The organism is Buttiauxella sp. A111 (assembly GCF_014189855.1).
Lineage (GTDB): Bacteria > Pseudomonadota > Gammaproteobacteria > Enterobacterales > Enterobacteriaceae > Buttiauxella > Buttiauxella selenatireducens.
In genome coordinates this window covers 248355-266478 of sequence record NZ_BJFN01000002.1, presented here as the reverse complement: position 1 = coordinate 266478, position 18124 = coordinate 248355, and the positions used below count along the sequence as shown (strand labels likewise).

General features: G+C 48.8%; 13 protein-coding genes. 10 read left to right on the top strand and 3 right to left on the bottom strand.

Features of this window, described 5'->3' with window-relative positions; genetic code table 11:
* Positions 1-10: 10 nt before the first annotated feature.
* From BSPA111_RS07360 to BSPA111_RS07350, 3 genes are read right to left on the bottom strand one after another with little or no spacing between them, the layout of a single operon-like run.
* Entirely contained in the window at positions 11-871 is an 861-nt protein-coding gene (locus tag BSPA111_RS07360) for a transporter substrate-binding domain-containing protein (protein ID WP_183270519.1), read from the bottom strand.
* Entirely contained in the window at positions 852-1784 is a 933-nt protein-coding gene (locus BSPA111_RS07355) for an amino acid ABC transporter substrate-binding protein (protein WP_183270518.1), read from the bottom strand. Before BSPA111_RS07355 ends, BSPA111_RS07360 begins: the two co-directional genes overlap by 20 nt.
* A complete protein-coding gene (locus BSPA111_RS07350; RefSeq protein ID WP_183270517.1) occupies positions 1774-3969 on the bottom strand; it encodes a bifunctional diguanylate cyclase/phosphodiesterase in 2196 nt (731 codons plus the stop codon). The genes BSPA111_RS07355 and BSPA111_RS07350 overlap by 11 nt, the downstream gene beginning before the upstream one ends.
* Positions 3970-4846: 877 nt before the next feature.
* Here BSPA111_RS07350 and BSPA111_RS07345 point away from each other — a divergent pair.
* The 10 genes from BSPA111_RS07345 (at position 4847) to BSPA111_RS07300 (ending at position 18071) form a co-directional block, all read left to right on the top strand.
* Entirely contained in the window at positions 4847-7051 is a 2205-nt protein-coding gene (locus BSPA111_RS07345; protein WP_183270516.1) for an EAL domain-containing protein, read from the top strand.
* A 50-nt stretch (positions 7052-7101) separates the two neighbouring features.
* Positions 7102-9201, top strand: a complete 2100-nt coding sequence (locus tag BSPA111_RS07340) for a methyl-accepting chemotaxis protein (RefSeq protein ID WP_221200563.1) — start codon at positions 7102-7104, stop codon at positions 9199-9201.
* Entirely contained in the window at positions 9188-10255 is a 1068-nt protein-coding gene (locus tag BSPA111_RS07335) for a chemotaxis protein CheB (RefSeq protein WP_183270515.1), read from the top strand. Before BSPA111_RS07340 ends, BSPA111_RS07335 begins: the two co-directional genes overlap by 14 nt.
* Entirely contained in the window at positions 10252-11652 is a 1401-nt protein-coding gene (locus BSPA111_RS07330) for a protein-glutamate O-methyltransferase CheR (RefSeq protein ID WP_183270514.1), read from the top strand. Before BSPA111_RS07335 ends, BSPA111_RS07330 begins: the two co-directional genes overlap by 4 nt.
* An 8-nt stretch (positions 11653-11660) precedes the next feature.
* Positions 11661-13799, top strand: a complete 2139-nt coding sequence (locus BSPA111_RS07325) for a response regulator (protein WP_183270513.1) — start codon at positions 11661-11663, stop codon at positions 13797-13799.
* A 148-nt stretch (positions 13800-13947) separates the two neighbouring features.
* Positions 13948-14325, top strand: coding sequence for a response regulator (locus tag BSPA111_RS07320; protein WP_183270512.1), 378 nt, complete (start codon positions 13948-13950; stop codon positions 14323-14325).
* Positions 14326-14336: 11 nt separating this feature from the next.
* Positions 14337-16025 (top strand): diguanylate cyclase, encoded by a 1689-nt coding sequence (locus tag BSPA111_RS07315; protein WP_255459248.1) that lies wholly within the window; start codon positions 14337-14339, stop codon positions 16023-16025.
* A complete protein-coding gene (locus BSPA111_RS07310; protein WP_183270511.1) occupies positions 16022-16546 on the top strand; it encodes a chemotaxis protein CheW in 525 nt (174 codons plus the stop codon). The genes BSPA111_RS07315 and BSPA111_RS07310 overlap by 4 nt, the downstream gene beginning before the upstream one ends.
* Complete coding sequence (locus tag BSPA111_RS07305) at positions 16530-16886, top strand: hypothetical protein (protein WP_183270510.1); 357 nt, start codon at positions 16530-16532, stop codon at positions 16884-16886. The genes BSPA111_RS07310 and BSPA111_RS07305 overlap by 17 nt, the downstream gene beginning before the upstream one ends.
* A gap of 168 nt (positions 16887-17054) precedes the next feature.
* Positions 17055-18071, top strand: coding sequence for a sensor domain-containing diguanylate cyclase (locus BSPA111_RS07300; RefSeq protein ID WP_183270509.1), 1017 nt, complete (start codon positions 17055-17057; stop codon positions 18069-18071).
* The last annotated feature ends 53 nt before the right edge of the window (positions 18072-18124 follow it).

The following is an 18124-nucleotide window of genomic DNA, read 5'->3' as shown; positions in this document are numbered from 1 at the left end:
ATCTAACTGTTTAATCTTTCTGTTTGTTTTTAATGACGACTTTCTGTGACAGCCACTTGTTGGTCATCTGAGCATGGAGGGGGGACTCGAAAATATGCTCCAGGGTTTTATCAACAAACGCCACAAATAACGGATCCTGTTTTCTCATCATAATGGCGTACTTCATTTTCTCACCCACATCTTCATGCAAAATGGTGAACGCTTCAGGATCCTCGCTCTGATTGATGAGGGGATAGGCCAATATATCATCCAGAATTAATGCAGCCGTGCGTTTTTGCGCCATCATTTCGAAAGCATCTTCCGATGTATCTGACGTAATAATTGAAAGGCTCAGATGTTTTTCACGATTTAAGCGGTTAAGTTCCAATAAGTCTTTAGAGCCGCGAGGAACACTCACGGTACGCCCTCTTAAATCTTCAAGCGTATGGATATTATTTTGGCGCAACGAAATGATTCGCATAGTGGAGGCAAAGTAATCTGTCGAAAAAGAGACGCTATTTCTCCTTTCCGGGGTATCGGTATTCACGCTGCAATCTAAATCTATTCTGCTGCTGTTAAGTGCGGCAACTCGCTCAGTAAACAGAACGGGAATGTAATGAACCTCGAGCTGTTTAAAGCCCAGAGACAGCCGCAGTTCATCGGCAATCATATTACATAGCGAAATAGTGTAACCGTTGACCTTGCCGCTTTTATCCCGAAAAGAGAATGGCGCGAGCTGACGGTAGCCGATATTAAGAGTATGGGTTGATTTAATATGCTCAAAAGTCGCAGAGGTCTGTTCTGCTGAAAGCTGGCGAGAAAGCAAGGCCAGGGGCAGCAACGTCAACACGCTGAACAGATGTTTAAGCTTGTTATTCAATAAATTTTTCATTTTCGTTCGCATGGTTTGATGTTGTTGCGATCAATGCTTTTAGTGCAGTCGACATAGGTATATTGAGATTGATGGCTTTCGGCGGTATCGGTGACATGAACCACTTTTGATAAAGTTTGGCAAAGTCTTTGCTGGTGAGGATCTTACTCATTGAATCGTCGACGACGCGTTTAAACTCGGGATCATCCAATGGCAAAAGCAGCCCGGCAGGAATCGGTTGGCTAAAAACCTCATTCGATATTTCAAAGTCTTCAGGGTCTGGAGAGAGCGCGATCATTCCTTTAAGCAGCACGTAACTGGAAATAAGGGCCGGTAATTCCCCCGTTTGTATGCTGTGGAAGGCGGCGTTATTACTATTATCGAGCTCTATATTGAGGTTGAGATCGTTTGTTTTATTCAGTTGATGCAATTGTTCAACATAAATGGTGCCACTTTTCACTAACACACTATGGCCTGCTAACTCTTTAATGGTGTTAGTACTGTTGTTTTTACGTGTAATAAACCGAGTGCTTGAGAAAAAGAAGGGAAGGGTGAACTCCGCTTGCTGATGACGTAATTCCGAGTAAAAAGCAGGGATGCACATCATGTCTGTGGCATGGTTTTTAATTAAAACAAACTGTGAGGCCGTGCTGCTTTTGATCCAACGAACGTTAAGATCTTTTATCTTCAGTTTAGCTTTAATGTCATCCACGATTTTATTACAAATATCGATGGTATAGCCCGCCGGTTTTTGAGACTCGATATAGGAAAACGGGAAGGCATCATCCTGATAACCGAGGGTAATGGTCTTCGTCTCAGCGATCCTCTCAAGGGTTTTCTTGCTATGCGCGCCGTGTGCATAGCACGCTGTGGTGCTAAACCCTATCAGCATCAATAGTGAGATTAATTGATAACAGATTGATTTACAGCGCATCGCAAACCTCCCCGTCGATAACTTTATTACCAAACGTCGGCTCGAGATCTTTTTCTGGCAACGGTCGGCTGTAATAGTAGCCCTGGACATTCTGGCAAGAAATACGGCGTAAAATCGAACGTTGTTGCTCGGTCTCCACCCCTTCAGCTGTCACGCTCATGCCATATTTCCTGGCAAATTGAATCAGCATCACCACCAGATATTGGCTGGCACTCTCTTGCTCCAGTTTCATAATCAGCGTGCGGGCAATTTTAATGCGCGTAAACGGATAAATAAGCAGGTAATCCAGCGCCGCATATCCGGTGCCAAGGTCATCCATGGCAATGGAAATACCCATCTTATGTATTTTCTTGAATACTGGTAGCGCAATTGACTGTTCGAGTTTTTCCGATTCAGTCACTTCAATTTCCAGACGATTTGCTGCCAGACCGCTTTGCTTCAGAGCATCAACAATAATATCAATCAAACCTGGGCTATGTAATTGATAAGCCGAAATGTTAACCGCAACTTTAATTGATTCTGGCCACTTAGCGGCGGCTCGACAGGATTCGCGGATAATCCACTCACCCAGACGGATAATCAGACCTGACTCTTCGGCAATATTAATAAAGTAGTCAGGATAAATAAGACCCTTGGTCGGATGGTTCCAGCGGATCAGAGATTCATAACCACAAACCGTTTCACTTTCCAGATCGATAATCGGCTGGTAGTGCAGCACGAACTCATTGTTATCAATACCGTTGATGATTTCCTGATTCACAAACACGCTGTTGGTGTGCTTCATCATCATACCGTCTTCAAAGAAGTGGTAGCAGCCACGTCCGCTATGTTTTGAGGCATACAAGGCGAGGTCGGCGTTAATCATCAGCGTCGTCGCACTCATCCCCTGAGACGGAGCGGTGACAATTCCGACGCTACAACTAATGGCAAAGGAATTTGTGCCGTAGGTAAATGGAATACTCAATGCCCGTACAATTTTCTGCGACAGCGCCCCGGCTTCCTGGCAATTGTCTGACTTCACGTACTGCAAAATGGCAAATTCATCACCGCCTAAGCGCGCGGCAAAATCCATAGGGCCTAACAGCAGGGACAGGCGCTGTGCAACGCCGATAAGGACTTCATCCCCGGCAGAGTGGCCGAAGGTGTCATTCACCGGTTTAAAGTTATCGAGGTCAATCAGCAGCAGATTGAATAACTGCCCGTTCTGACTCATTTCACGGATACATTTATCCAGCGCCTGACTAAAGGAAGCACGGTTCGGGAAGCCCGTCAGCGAGTCATGGTGCGCCATGTATTCCATTTTTTGCGACATATCCTGCATGCGTTGCAGGTAATCACGTTCCACCATCGCAATACGGAGTTTTTCAATGGCTGCCGCTAATCTGCCGATTTCGTCATCTTGATCTAAATAAGGGGTAATGTGATCGGTCTGCTCATGAGCAATGCGCGTCAAAGAGTTAATCAGCAGCGGGACGGGGCGGAAAAGTCGACGCATAAACAAGGTCACCAGTGCCAACGTCCCCAGTAAAATCAGCGCCAGGATAACCAGGGTTTTCTTCAGCATTGCGTCATAAGCCGCATACAGCTGGCTTTTATTGCCAATACTGCTGACCAAACTGCCCAGGATTTCGCCGGAAGGCGTGAGAATTGGGACGGCGCTGATAAAGCACTCTTTGCCATCGATGGAAGCAAAACCGATGTAGTCATTCGCCAGGACATCGGTGGCACGGTGTCCTTTGAAGGTGATCTTCGCTTCCTGGGATTCGGAGCTGTTGCTAATGCCCAGAAAGCCGACTTCAGGCGTATAAAGGAAAAGCCAGGTCGGGTTACGGGTTTGTACCGAAGCCAGCGCCAGCACATCGACAGGGTTATAACCGGTTTGAATGACGGAATCCGCATCACCCAATTTGTGTTCAGAAACAATCCGCGTAATTTGCCCGGTTGAACTGGTTCCTACTGCGACATTGGTATAAACGTTACGCACGATGTACGTCATTATCTGAGCATTCGCTTCAGCCTGGTGGACCCATTGCTGGTAAGAGAAGCTGTCAATCAGCCCCCAACCGGCACAGGCGCCTGCACCAAACGCAATAAGGATACCCACCAGCAAAAATTGGGTAATTTTCCCTGCAATAGAATGGTGCCAACCTTTTACGCTTTTCAGCGACAAAAAACTTTTAGCCACGGATTGTCAGTTTCCTAAAAAATGACTCATACCCGTCATACTTCAAGCTGCATGTGCGTTGGCTGCGTTCAATCACCCGAATCACTTACTGGAGTAAGCTCATCGGGATTCTTTCTCTTGCCGCCTTCCTGCAACTCGAATTATTTAGGGTATATGAATTAAAGTTCTCAATTAACTCAATACTATTTATTGTCTGGCTGTTGCTTTTATGTGATTTTTTTATGAAGAGAGTCAGACGTCGCGTCAACAATAATGAACCGTTATGTTACATAATTGCTGAGTGAATAAATAAAGGTAAAAACACGCGGCGGGACTATAGATAACGGAGGGGGGCAAGTCAATCATAAAGTATGTATATTAAACGCTAATTGTAGTGTTGATTGATTCTCTTTAGTGTTGCCATTAAATAAACATCTTAAGCACGATGTGTCTTTGTCCTTCAATAATCAAAATAAAAGAATTATTGGTTATTGGTTGTCTTTATTATTTCTTTATTTTTCAGTGTGTTGCATTTTAATTTTGTGTGGATTTATTATAAAAATCACACGGTGAAAATGTCCATTTTTACCTATAAGTGGCTGTTCTTTTTTGAGCGGAAACTGCATACAATTAAAAATGATTAAACAATGACTGTGGTTTTTACTCGTTATCAGGTCACCATAAAATATTAAAAATAACCAATGATGATTGTTAATGATTTGTTTGTGCTCAGGCTAATGTAAAAGTATGAGTGTCCACTTTGTTTTTATCGTGGATGTTAATTTATTACGGTATTTTTTTTATTTAATTATGTCATCTGCAAGATTTTATCCAACAAGAAATACACTCTCCACATCACATAAATAGCACACTGAAGCATACAAAACGGGTTAAATTCTTGGACTCTATAGCGAGCGATAGTACAGCGCATACCAATAAACGGTGGGGTTTACCGTTAATTCTCCCTTGCCTGCTTTACGCACTAGCGCAGCTGCTCAGCAGCCATATTATTGCCGATGGGCGAGTTCTGGTGGTCTATGACCTGGAATTAGCCGCCATCTCCGCGGTGTTGGTGCTGTTCGGCTATCGGGCCATCCCCGGCCTGATTCTACTCATTGTTTGCTCTGTGTTATTCCGCCCACTCACTGACACCCGGGAACTGCTCGTCTATCTGGCCGCAGCGCTGATTAGCTACGCAATCTATGCCAAAAGCACCGGTTGGCGTAGCCCATCAAGCTTTGGTTGCATCACGCTGACCACCCAAAGAATCATCTGGCTGTGCTTGTGTAATGCGTTGCTCTATACCGGTTTCAGGGAGGTGATTTTCCTGGTTACCCGGACGCATCTTTATCCAGGGATGGTGTTTGAACATGTTTTTAACGCGCAGACGCTGGTCAGAATCCAGGGCGTGATGAACGGTTGTGTCACGGGCATTCCCTTGTTTTATACCGTGTTAAGGGTTATCTGCAGCCCGAAATATGCAGCGGTGTGCCTGAAGTCTATCGCGGCGCAGTTCTCTGAAAACGTAGGTTACACCCGTTTTCTTGCCTGGGCCGCATCGCTGCTTATTTTAATGGTCTGTCTCAACATGCCATTAAAAAATAACGTCTTTTTTACTTTCTACAGCCTGATTCTTATCTTCCCGTTGATGCTCTGGAGCGCGGTTCGTATCGGCTATATCTTCACCGTCCCGTTCTGGACGGTGATGCTTATCGTGTTGGGCAAGAATAACGAAAACTATATCACCCTGAACGATGATTACATGCTGCACCAGGTGCTGGTATCTACGGCTATTTTTGTCTTTACGCTGACCATCGTCATCATGGGGGTATTGTCCAGATTCAATAAGTTACGTTTTGAGCAACTGTTGGATATGGGGTTAACCGACCCGATGACCAACATGCCGAACCTTCGCGCGTTGAAGGCGGATATCAAAGCGTCGCCACACTCCACGGTTTGCCTGATTCAGGTGCCAGAAATGGAGCTGTTCTCACGCCGTTACGGTTTGCACTTTCGGGCGAGATACCAAAAAAAGCTTGCTGAATTTCTGCGTAACCAACTGAAGGGCGAAGAAAAAATTTATTACCACGCGGGTTATGGTCTGCTGCTTAAACTCAACGAACCGAGTTGGGGAAGACTCAGCCTGCTGTATAAATCAGCCAATACGTTTCGTTATTCACATAACAATCAGCAGCTTGGTTTTCGCAGTGGGCTCGGTTATTGCCGGGCAACGCAGTTCTGTAATGACGTTTACAGCCTGACCGGTAAGCTGGGAATTGTGTCGGGACTGTCGCTGGTTAATGGCAAACCTGAAAACCTCGAAGCGCAGTCCAGCCGCATTCTGGAAAGCTATATCGTGGGGCGAACGGACATTCGCACGGTGCTTCAGAAGACACTGGATAACGATGCATTCGTGTTAATGGCGCAACCCATTGTCAGCACGCGTGGGGAAGAACGCTATCACGAGATCCTGCTGCGTATGCTGGATGAAGAAGGGCGCTTTATTCCGCCGGACAGGTTTTTGCCTGTGGCGACCGAAGCAGGACTGGCACCGGACATCGATTTTTGGGTGATCAGAAATACGCTAAAAACCATGCAGCAGCACCCGGATCGCTGCTTCTCCATTAACCTGGCTCCGGTCACGGTGTGTCGTGCCAGTTTTGTTCACGACGTTCAGTTACTGCTAACCCAGTTTGGCGTCGATCCGCATCGGATCATCTTTGAGATAACCGAAGCTGACGCGCTATCCGATACCGAACAGTCGCAGAACACGGTGCGCGCGCTCAAAAGCCTCGGCTGTCGGGTGGCGATTGATGACTTTGGCACCGGTTTTTCCAGCCATGCCCGATTACGCGATGTCAGTGCAGATATTTTGAAAATAGACGGTTCGTTTATTCGTGAAATTACCGAGAGTGAAGTCAGCCACTACATTGTGGAGTCTTTTTGCCATGTGGCAAAAATGAAAAATATGCAGGTGGTGGCTGAGTATGTTGAAAATGAAAATATTCAACGTTGCCTGGAAAGAATGAACGTGGATTGGCTTCAGGGTTATCACATTGGTAAGCCTGTACCGCTATTGTCACTCGATACCCATCGCCCTTGAAGCTGCTCGGGTATGTTAATAAATTTACATCAACATAAAATTGGAAACCCATGAGTAACTTTTTTAAATTCAATCGCCATGGCGAAGTTGAATATTCAAATAATGCGGATCGTGGTCTGAAAGCATGGTTGCGTACGTTTCATGTTGGTGTCGCCATGAAGCTGGGGCTGGTGCTGGTATTTTTTATTTCAATACTGTTGATCGGCGCATCTTTTATACTTTCCTCCTATTTATCCACGCAGTTGCAAAACAATGCGTTGGAATCCATTGCGGCCAATACGCGCATCTTCCACAACGATATCAACACCGAATATAAAAGGTTGATGGGCGACGCTGAACGTTATAGCAATATTTATATTAACAATTATCAGAACGTCAGTTCCAAACCGCTACGCACTATGGATGCAGAAGAATTAAAAGCGTTATTAAGTGATGGGCATACCAATATTAAATTTAGCGAATTAACCACCATTTTCACCTCAACATTTGTACGTCAGGGCGAGGAGTTTGTTCGCGTCAACACGTCCTTGCAGGGCAGTGAAGGCAGAATGGCGACATCAACGGTCTTGAGCCATGACAACCCCGCGATGGCCGAGCTGATAAAAAATAAACCTTATTCGGGTGTCGTGGTGTTGTATGGCAAACAATTTATAAGCCACTACGAACCTATTGCAGATAAATATGGTCAGGTCGTGGGCGCTGTAGCGATCGGTTTTGATGTCAAACTCGCTTTGCAACCCGTGATTAAACAACTGCTGGCTGTTCATATTGGCGATGATGGCTTTGCATTTGTATTAGATGCCGGATTCATGCCAGGGATGATGATTGCGCACCCGACATTGGCTAATCAGCAGGTGCAAAATACTACCGATGCCCATGGCTTTAAATATTTTGGCGATATGCTGGCGCGTAAAGCGGGAACCATTTATTACGATACGGTCAATACCTATGGCGCGGCACCGCGTAAAAAACTAACGGTATTTGAGCACATTGACGGCATCAACTGGATAATTGGTACCACGTGTTATGTCGATGATGTCGCCAGAAGTAGCATTCTTGTTCGTAATGCGCTGTTGGTTTTCAGTGTGATATTGATGCCAATTATTCTGCTGTTAATTGCGATCGCTAGCCGTTTCCTGATTTCAGACCGTCTAAATAACGTGCTTAAAATTTCGCAATCTATTGCTCAGGGCGATCTCACGGCGGATATTCACGTTGACCATAATGATGAAATTGGTGACCTGCTTCTCGCCAATGAAAAGATGCGATATTCATTACATTCGCTGGTTGGAGATGTGGTTTCCCACGCGAAACATGTGCATAAGGCGGCTTTAAAAATTACCGAAGCGGTCGACGGCCAGGCCTCTACCAGTGTGCAAACGTCATCCTCGGTGGCTGAAATTACGTCGACCATGGAAGAGCTTTCCGCCTCTTCAACGCAGATTGCAGAACATTCTCGTGCGGTGGTAGATATCGCCAATGTCACGCTTGATGACTGTAACAACGGTTCTGAGTCGATGGCCGAGTTGCTCAATCGCATGGCGGATATCGACAGCGACAACCAGCAAAGTATGCATGAGATCATGAAGCTCGGTAATAAGTCTAAAGAAATCAGCCGTGTAATGGTCATTATCAATAGCGTTGCGGATCAAACTAAACTCATCGCGTTCAATGCCGCACTTGAGGCTTCCAGCGCCGGTGAATCAGGTAAGCGCTTCTCCGTGGTTGCAGCCGAAATTCGCCGTCTGGCCGATTCGGTGACTGAATCGACTTATGAGATTGAGAATAAAATCAGCGAAATTCAGAACGCCATTAATCGACTGGTTCTCAATGCGGAAAAAGGCAGTAACAGCATCAAAGCCGGTACGACGGCCTGTAAAATTAGTGCCGATCGTTTACACGATATTGTGGCTCATGCAGGGCAAACCTCTACGGCTGCGATGCAAATCTCTCTGTCGACACAGCAGCAGAAAACCGCAAGTAATCAAGTTGTTATGGCGCTTCGAGAAATCGTAGTTGCCAGTAATTATACCTCGCAATCCATTAATGACATTCTGTCTATCAGCCAGGATATGACTCAGCTTTCCCAGGAGCTGAACCAGGCTTCTCAGTCATTCAAGTTGACGGATAATCCTGATGAACAGGCCTAAAATTCGTGTGCTGATTGTCAATCATGGCAACTCGTCGCTGGATGAATTGATCCTGCAGCTTGAGAACAATAAAAATATTGAAGTTGTCGGGCTGGCGCTACATCGCGAGTTGGCGGTGAGCTTGATCCAAAAGATGGCTCCGGATCTGCTGATTTTGGCTCTGGGTGAACCCGATCGTCGTCACGTTGACACCATTGAAACGATTATGGCGACCTGTGCTATCCCCATTCTGGTGATGCGCTATTTCCCCGATTCACAGTGGGATATGGAGTTTATTGCACATGGCGCACTCGCGGTGGTTCCTAATCAGGGTGCATCGGCAAATGCTGTCAGGGACTTACATCGGCAGGTTGAAATTTTGGTCGGTGTTAAAGTGATTCGCCATATCCAGGGGTTGCGGAACACGTTAACCGCGTCACCAAGGATTTTTCCTGTTCAAGAAAATGCCGTAGCCCTCGATCGTGAGTGGCCCTACGTTTTGGCGATCGCCTGTTCAACGGGCGGGCCACAGGCACTGAGCAAACTACTGCAGGCGCTGCCTGCGGTTTTCCCTTGTCCGATTCTTATTGCCCAGCATATTGCAGACGGCTTTGCGAAAAGCATGGTGCAGTGGCTGGACCGCATCACCGAACTTGACGTGCGCCTTGCCCAGGAGAATGACATTTTGACGGCAGGGCGCGTGTATGTCCTGCCGCCGGAGCACCATCTGGTCGTGAAAAAACACCATCGGTTAGCCGCCATTCCTCGCCAGGAAAGCGATGTCTATCACCCGAGCTGTAACTTGCTGCTGGAGTCGGTGGCGGAAGTGTATGGCGAAAAATCGGTTGGACTCATCATGACCGGTATGGGCAGCGACGGGTGCCGTGGCATCGATGCCATCTTTCAAAAAGGTGGCAGAACGTTCGCTCAGGATGAAGCCACGTCTGTGGTGTTCGGCATGAATAAATTTGCCATCGATAAAAACGTCATCCACAAAATTCTGCCGCTGGACAAGCTGGCTGGCGCATTGCTGGCGATGGCTCATTACGGGAAATTCGAGGGCAAATTGCCATGATCCCCAATATTGCGGACTTCAAAAATCTGATCAAAGACAGAGTCGGTCTGCATTTTTTTAACGGCATGGAAGGGTTGCTCAATACGGCTTTATTGCAGCGAATGGGCGAGCGCGGGAAAGAGAGCAGCGAAAAATACTATGAAGTGCTCTGCGTTTCGACCACCGAGTTCGACAAGCTCCTCAGCCTGCTGACGATTAACGAAACCTACTTTTTCCGTGAGCCGGAAGTGCTGGATTTTGTCTGTGACAAGTTGGTGCCTAAGATGCTTGAACGGCGCGACGGCCCGGTGCGCATTTTAAGCGCGGGCTGTTCATCCGGTGAAGAAGCTTACTCCCTGGCCATCAAACTCCACCAGAGATACCACGAGCAGTTTGCTGCTCGCGTAGAGATTCACGGTTGCGATATCGACACAAAAATTCTCGATAAAGCGCGCACCGCGAACTATTCCAGCTATTCGTTTCGCGGTGTTGATCCTCTTTTGCAGCAAACCTGGTTCACGCGCAATGGCAACCAGTTTCAGTTGCATGACGTGATCCGCAATAAAGTGACGTTCCACCGCTCAAACATTGTCAAAGAGCACCTGCAACCGAAGTTCGACATCATTTTGCTGCGCAATGTCTCCATTTACTTTGATGACGACACACGGCGTCTGCTGCACTTCAATTTGTTGAACATGCTGGAACCCGATGGCGCGTTGTTCTTCGGCAATGCGGAAACGCTGGCGAATAACTTTGGCATCCTGAAACTCAAGCAGGAACATGGCCTTTTTTACTTCTGCCAACCGAAAACGTCACGCGCTCCGGTTGCCACGGCCAGTCTACAATCCAGCGCGGAACCTTGTGTCGCCGCTCCGATTCTCTCCACGCAACAGTGCGGAAGCTGGATTAACAAGGCGCTCGACTGCGTGTCTGAAAAACGCTTTGCGCAAGCTGAAGAGTGGATAACCAAAGTTCTGGATTGCGATATTCATCATCAGGAAGCGCTGGTTATCAAAGGTGTGATTGCGCTGGAGAAATGCGAGTTCGAGCAAACCGCGCAAAGCGCACAACACGTGCTGGAGCTGGATGAATGGTCTGCGGAAGCGAAAATGCTCCTTGGGTTGGCGATGATGTGGCAGCACCACACGCAGCAGGCGATCGCCTGGTTTAAACAGGTTGTTTATCAACAGCCTGGCTACTGGCCTGCGCATTACTATCTGGCGGAAATGTATCGCCAAAGCGAGCTATATCGCCCGGCACTGCGTACCTACCGCATCACGCTGCAATTACTCAACGCAGAAATGAACAGCACCAGCAACGCCAGCGCACTGCGGCTGCCACTCTCATTTCCGAGTAATTCGTTTCGTTTTCTTTGTGAACATCAGTTGGCGCAGTTCACCCATCAGGATGGGCTGTAGAGAAACGTATGGCTATTGATCTTAAAAAATTTGTGCTGCGCTTTATTGATGAAGCAAATGGCCATTTGCAGACCGTGAAAGAAGGGGCGTTTTTGCTCTCGTCCGGTGAAAGTACGGACACACAAATCGGCGAGATGTTTCGTGCAGCACACACCCTGAAAGGGGGCGCGCGGATGCTGAAGCTGCAAAGCATCGCCGATGTCACCCATCAGCTTGAAGAGATATTAAGCGAGCTGCGCGATAAAAAGCTCGCACCTGACCAAAACCTTGGCACGTTGATTCTCCAGGCTTGTGATTATATTTCGGACCAGCTGGCACAGCTGTTGGCGACTGACGGTCACAACCAACTGCCTCCAGCGGATGAAGCCTTGTGCGAGCGACTGGCCCGCGCCAGCCGTGGCGACATGGACAGCAGCGCCGGGGAAGGCACGCCGCCACAGGTGGAAATCCCCGTGAGCGCGCTGAACCTCGACAGCGTGGATATCGGGTTAAAACAGGCGAGTTCGGTGCGGGTCAAACTCGAAAAACTCGATGACCTGATTAACATTTTGGGTGAAGTCGTCGCCACGCATGACCGCCTGGAGCAGCAGGTTCAAAGCCTGGCGAACCTGGGGCCGCGCCTGGCAAAAATAGATTCCGGGCAGCTCCGTCAGCAGATTGTGCAGTTGGGTCGCAAATTAAAAGACGATTTTCAGGTTCAACATTTGCAGATGTTTGAGCTGTATGACGTGGCGACCACCATCCGCATGCTGCCGGTATCCATGCTGTTCGAGCCCGTTTCGATGCAGGTTCGCGATCTGGCCGCCTCGCTCAATAAGCAGGTGGATTGCCGTATTTTGGGAGGGGAAATCGAAATCGACAGGCAATTAATCGATCGTCTGTCAGAACCCCTGACTCATCTGCTGCGTAACGCAGTCGATCATGGCATTGGCGACGTCGCGGAACGGCTTGCGGCGGGGAAATCGGCGCGCGGGACGATAACGCTGTCCACCCAACAAGATGGGCGCGGAATATTGCTGCGCGTGGAAGATGATGGCCGTGGTCTGGATTATCCGGGCATTCGTGCCAAAGCGGTGGCGCGGGGATTGGTGGACGCTGCGGTCGCCGATCAGCTCTCCGAGCAGGAGTGCAACGAGCTTATTTTCCATCCTGGTTTTTCAACCAGCAAGATTGTGACCGAATTATCCGGTCGCGGTGTCGGGCTGGATATCGTGCGCAAGACCATTGTCTCGGATCTGCAAGGGACTTTGCAGGTTCACAGCCGCGCAGGATTGGGTACCACCTTTATTATCCGTTTGCCTATTTCGCTGGCGATGATGCGCATTTTGCAATTCGAACAACAGAACCATCTGTTTGGCCTTGCCGCGCAGTATGTCGTTGAAGTGGTGAAATATTCCCGCGATGACATTCGCGATATTGCCGGCTGCCCGGCCATTATTCTGCATAACGAATTTATCCCGGTGATTTCTGCCGCCGAGTTGCTGCGGATCCCTGACAGACCTTGCAGCCAGACGACGGCCGTTGCGAGCAGCTTGTTGCTTATCGTGATTCAGAACCAGTTTGGCAAGATGGCAATGCGGGTGGATAACCTGCTCGACGAACGCAACATGATGATTAAGCCGCTGCCGAAACATATGCAGCAGCAAGCGTTAGTCTCCGGCATGGTGCTTTCGCCGGATAACCAACTGGTGAGTATTCTGCAAGTTCCGGTGCTGATGGAGATGGCGCAAAAACGCGGGCAATCGCGGATCAGCGCGGCGAAACCAGAAGTCAGGCCGAACGCGTGGCATGTGCTGATCGTCGACGATTCAATGAACACTCGTGAAATAGAAAAGAATGTGCTCGAAGCCCACGGCTACCAGGTGACGCTTGCCGAAGATGGTTACTCGGGCCTACAAAAAGCGCGTCTGACGCAGTTTGACGCGGTGCTGACGGATGTCGAAATGCCGGTGATGGACGGTTTCTCGCTTACCAAAGCGCTGCGAGCCGAAGAAAATTACCAACATATTCCTATTATTATCGTGACATCACGAGCCAAAGAAGAAGATCGCCGTCGCGGGATCCAGGTCGGTGCGGATGCTTATATCGCCAAGGGTGATTTTGAGCAGGATAGCCTCATAGAAACATTAAAAATGCTTTTGTGCTAACGGCTTAAAATACCCAAGCGACTTCAAGACACAGGTAGGCGGCAATCGAGTGAATCCCGATGAGCTTACTGAAGTAAGTGATTCGGGTAAACGAGAGCAGCCAACAACCCTGCGTCTTGAAGGGCGACGGGAATAAGTGAGAAAAGAGATGCGTGTATTACTAGTTGATGATGATTTGTTCGCGGCAGAACTGGCTTCAGTATTTCTGGAAATGAGTGGCTATGAAGTGATTATTGCTGAAAGCGCGATGACCGCATTAGCCAATATAGATTCTGACAACGATATCGATTTGGTTATCAGTGATTTCCATATGCCGGACATTACCGGGCTGGATCTATTAGAAATGTTGCGGGCTAACGGCTGGTCTAAACCGTTTATTTTACTCAGCGCCAGCGAGTTGACAGACATTACCGTTATTCCCGATTGTTGGGTGCAGAAGGACGAAAATATGGCTGAGAGATTGGTGGTTGTAGTGAATGAATTATTAGCGAATCAAACACTGTTGCCTGCCAACGCGGCTGAATAGCTGACTCACTCATGATGAAACAAGAATTGACGCAAACAACGATGAATACTGCTCAGGATAAAATTGCCCGCTTACGCCAGCGCTTTTTGGAACGCATTCCCACGATGCTGAATCAGTCGGAAGTGTTGTTGGGCAAATTAATTGCTCAACCCAATGAAACCGACAGCAAGCAACTGCATCTGCTCTTGCACAGCATTCATGGAACCAGCGCTTCGTTTGGCTTTACTAAAATCTCCAGCCTGGCGGCTGAAGGTGAACATTTGTTAGTGAATCAAGCCCTTGAGCAGGTGCTATTCCAGAAGCTTGAGCAACTCATTAAACAGTTGTATGCATTGACGCAAGAGCAGGCGGAAAGCGCACGTCGCGGAGGCGATGCGCTGGTTAAATTCCCGATTGCCGCCTCAGGCGAGGAAGAAGTCGCGATTAACCGTACCATCAAGCCCGTCTACCTGTGTGATGATGAAAGCGAACAGGCTGAACTGCTGGCGACGCAGTTACGCTGTTTTGGCTTTATTTGTTATGTCTTCACCAACACGGCTGATTTTACCAGGGCGGTTATCTCGCAGCCTCCGTCGGTGGTGATTATGGACGTCAGTTTCCCCGAACACGCTTACGGCGGCCCGCTGGCGATGTCCGATCTGAAAAATAAAGTCGGGACGCCTTTCCCGGTGCTCTATCTTTCCTGCCACAGCCATTTCCATGCCCGTATCAATGCGATCAAAGCCGGGTGCGATGGTTACTACGTGAAGCCCGCGGCCACCACCGATTTGGTGCAAGAGCTACATCGTTTAACGCAGCCTGCGCTGAAAAAGCCGTATCAGGTTTTGTTGATTGATGATGAACCGGAAGCCGCGCAGTACAACGCAGAAATGCTGCGGATGGCGGGCATGGAGGTCCACGTTTTGACGCGAGTGCCTCTTTTGCTGAATGTACTCAATACGCATCCGATCGACATTGTGCTGATGGATTTCCATATGCCGGAATTCAGCGGCGAAGAGCTGACAAAACTGATCCGCCAGATCCCGCAACACATCGGTTTACCCATCGCCTATCTGTCCAGCGAAACCAATAAAAAGACCCAGTTTGGCGCGATGAGCACCGGGGCGGAAGATTTCATCATCAAGCAGGCTGATCCGCAGGAGCTGATTAACGCGGTCTCTATTCGCGCAGAAAGAATGCGTACCCTGCGTGCGCGTATGTCGCAGGACAGTTTGACCGGGCTGTATAACCACTCGACCACCACCCATTATCTGGAAAGCGCGATTACCGAATCCAACTATAGCGGCGTGCCTTTCAGCCTGGTGATGGTCGATTTGGATCACTTCAAAAGCATCAATGATACTTACGGCCATGTGGCTGGTGACCAGGTGATCCTCGGGATTTCACAACTATTTTCACATCGCCTGCGCAGCACCGATATTGTCGGGCGTTACGGCGGGGAAGAGTTTGCGATAATTATGCCGAAGACGACGAAAGAGCAGGCGGCGGCGGTTGTGGAACGGCTACGTCTGGGGTTTGAAAAAATCCACTTCTCGGTGAACCAGACCCGCTTTAGCAACACGTTCAGCGCCGGAATTGCGTCCTGGCTGCCGGGTGACGAAATCGAAACCATTCGCGAGCGTGCCGATCAGGCGTTGTATTGTGCCAAACAGCAAGGCCGCAACCGCTATTGCCTGGCTGACGATAAGGAAGTCGCATGAGCGAGCAATTAGAGCAAATCCTCAGTCACTATCAGGACGAAAACCGCGAAATTGCCAATGTTGACGAGCCGCAGTGCAGCCTGGTGTTATTCAAAGTCGCGGATAAAAATTTTGCTTTTTATGGCGCACAAATCAAAGAGATCCTCGCTGACCGTCCGGTGTCCTGGGTGCCCGGTTGCCCGCCAACGCTTGAAGGGGTGATCAATCACCGGGGGCGCGTTGAGTCAGTGATTAACATTAATCAACTGGTTGAAGCGCCTGCGTCGGATAGCGTGGGCAAGCGCTCGATCCTGATGGGGCGCGGGCAGAAAATGCAAAGCGGGATCCTGGTCGATAAGTTAGTGGATGTGCTGGATGTCGCTGAAAGTCTGATTCATCCTGCCGCTGAACCTTTATCGGCCGCGATGCAGGAAGTTGTGGTAGGGATTGTTCCGATAGGGTCTGAGTATTACGCCCTGCTGGATTTGAATTTAATTTTTGAGCGTTATCTGGAAACCAGTGGTTATGGCCCACTCTCTTAAACTTGCAGCAGTGCGCATCACGCTTGGGGCGCAGTACTTCTATATTCCTGCCGCCCAGGTACAGCGTTGTGCGCTGGTGGATGATGAAACCCCTGATATTCCACGTTTTAGCCAATGGCTAGGGTTACCTGATGAACCCGAGCAGGGGTTGCATCTTCATTTATGGGTGCCTGCCAGCAAGGTGGACGAGGGATGGCATTTCTGGGGCGAGCTGGAAAATGTGACGCTACAGGCGAGTGATATTTTCCCTCTGCCTGAACTGGTACAGCTTTGCAGCACGTTACCGGCGTTACGTGCATTAGTGAAGGATAAGAGTTTTAGCCCGTTGTTAAGTTGGTAGGCCATTCGTTCGAAGGGGGATGTCGCTCTTGCTTATCCCTCCGACGACCGTCACGTGCCATATCTCAAATGTCATATCCGGTAGGGGAAGTTGTATTTAAAATATGTTAGAAACGAGCCTGAACACCGCTTTCGTCTATGCATAATTTTAAAAAGGTAATTCTGCTTTATGTCCGACAATCTTATCGAGCGCATTTCCACGGCGTTAGAATCTGAATATACCCTCGAAGGTCTTGTCCGACAGCTGCTTGAAATGCTCGAACTGGTCACCAATATGGAGTCAACTTACCTGACTCGCATTGAACCGGATGGCAGCTTCCAACATATCCTGTTTTCCCGTAACACCCGACAAATGCAGATCCCTGAAGGGCTTTCGGTGCCCTGGGGCGATACGCTTTGCAAACGTGCTCTGGATGAAGGAAGGCGCTATACCAGTGATGTTGCCAATATTTGGGGCGATTCCCAGGCTGCGAAAGCGTTGGGGATCACGACGTATGTCAGTACGCCTGTGACGCTTGCTGATGGCTCCCTTTATGGCACGCTTTGCGCGGCCAGCTCAGAAACCCGAGTGTTGAACGAGCGCAGTGAACAAGTGCTGCAACTCTTTGCGCAGCTGATTGCTCAGCAGATTCAGAATGAGCGGCTGTTGCAGCAGTTACAGCAGGCAAATATCGCGCTGACAGCCGCCAGTTATACTGATGAGCTGACGGGATTACCCAATCGCCGGGCGGTGTTTGAGCAATTACCAAAACTCTTTTCCAGGGCCAGAAAGGAAGCGCGTTATGTGCTGCTGGCCTTTGCCGATCTCGATGATTTCAAAGAAATTAATGATATCCATGGTCATGAAGCTGGCGATGACTTCTTGTGTGAAATAGGCCAGCGTTTGCAAAAGGGCACTCGCCCTGACGAGGTCATTGGCCGCGTCGGTGGCGATGAGTTTATCGTGGCGGGATTTGGGCCGTCAGATACTGACGAAGTACAACATGCTGCGCAGGCCTTCAACATTCGCCTCGCGAACTTGCTGACCGGCGAGTTTCAGCTACATTCCAGTGTGATTAATTATGCAGGCCCGAGTATCGGCGTCGTCGCGGTCAATCCGGCTGAGACAGACCACGATACGGCTTTGCGTGAAGCCGATACGGCGATGTATCTCGAAAAGGCACATCGCCGGGGTCATGATTATTAACCTCATTATCAACCCAAAATAATTCGAGTGGCATCGCGGCGGCAAGAGAACAA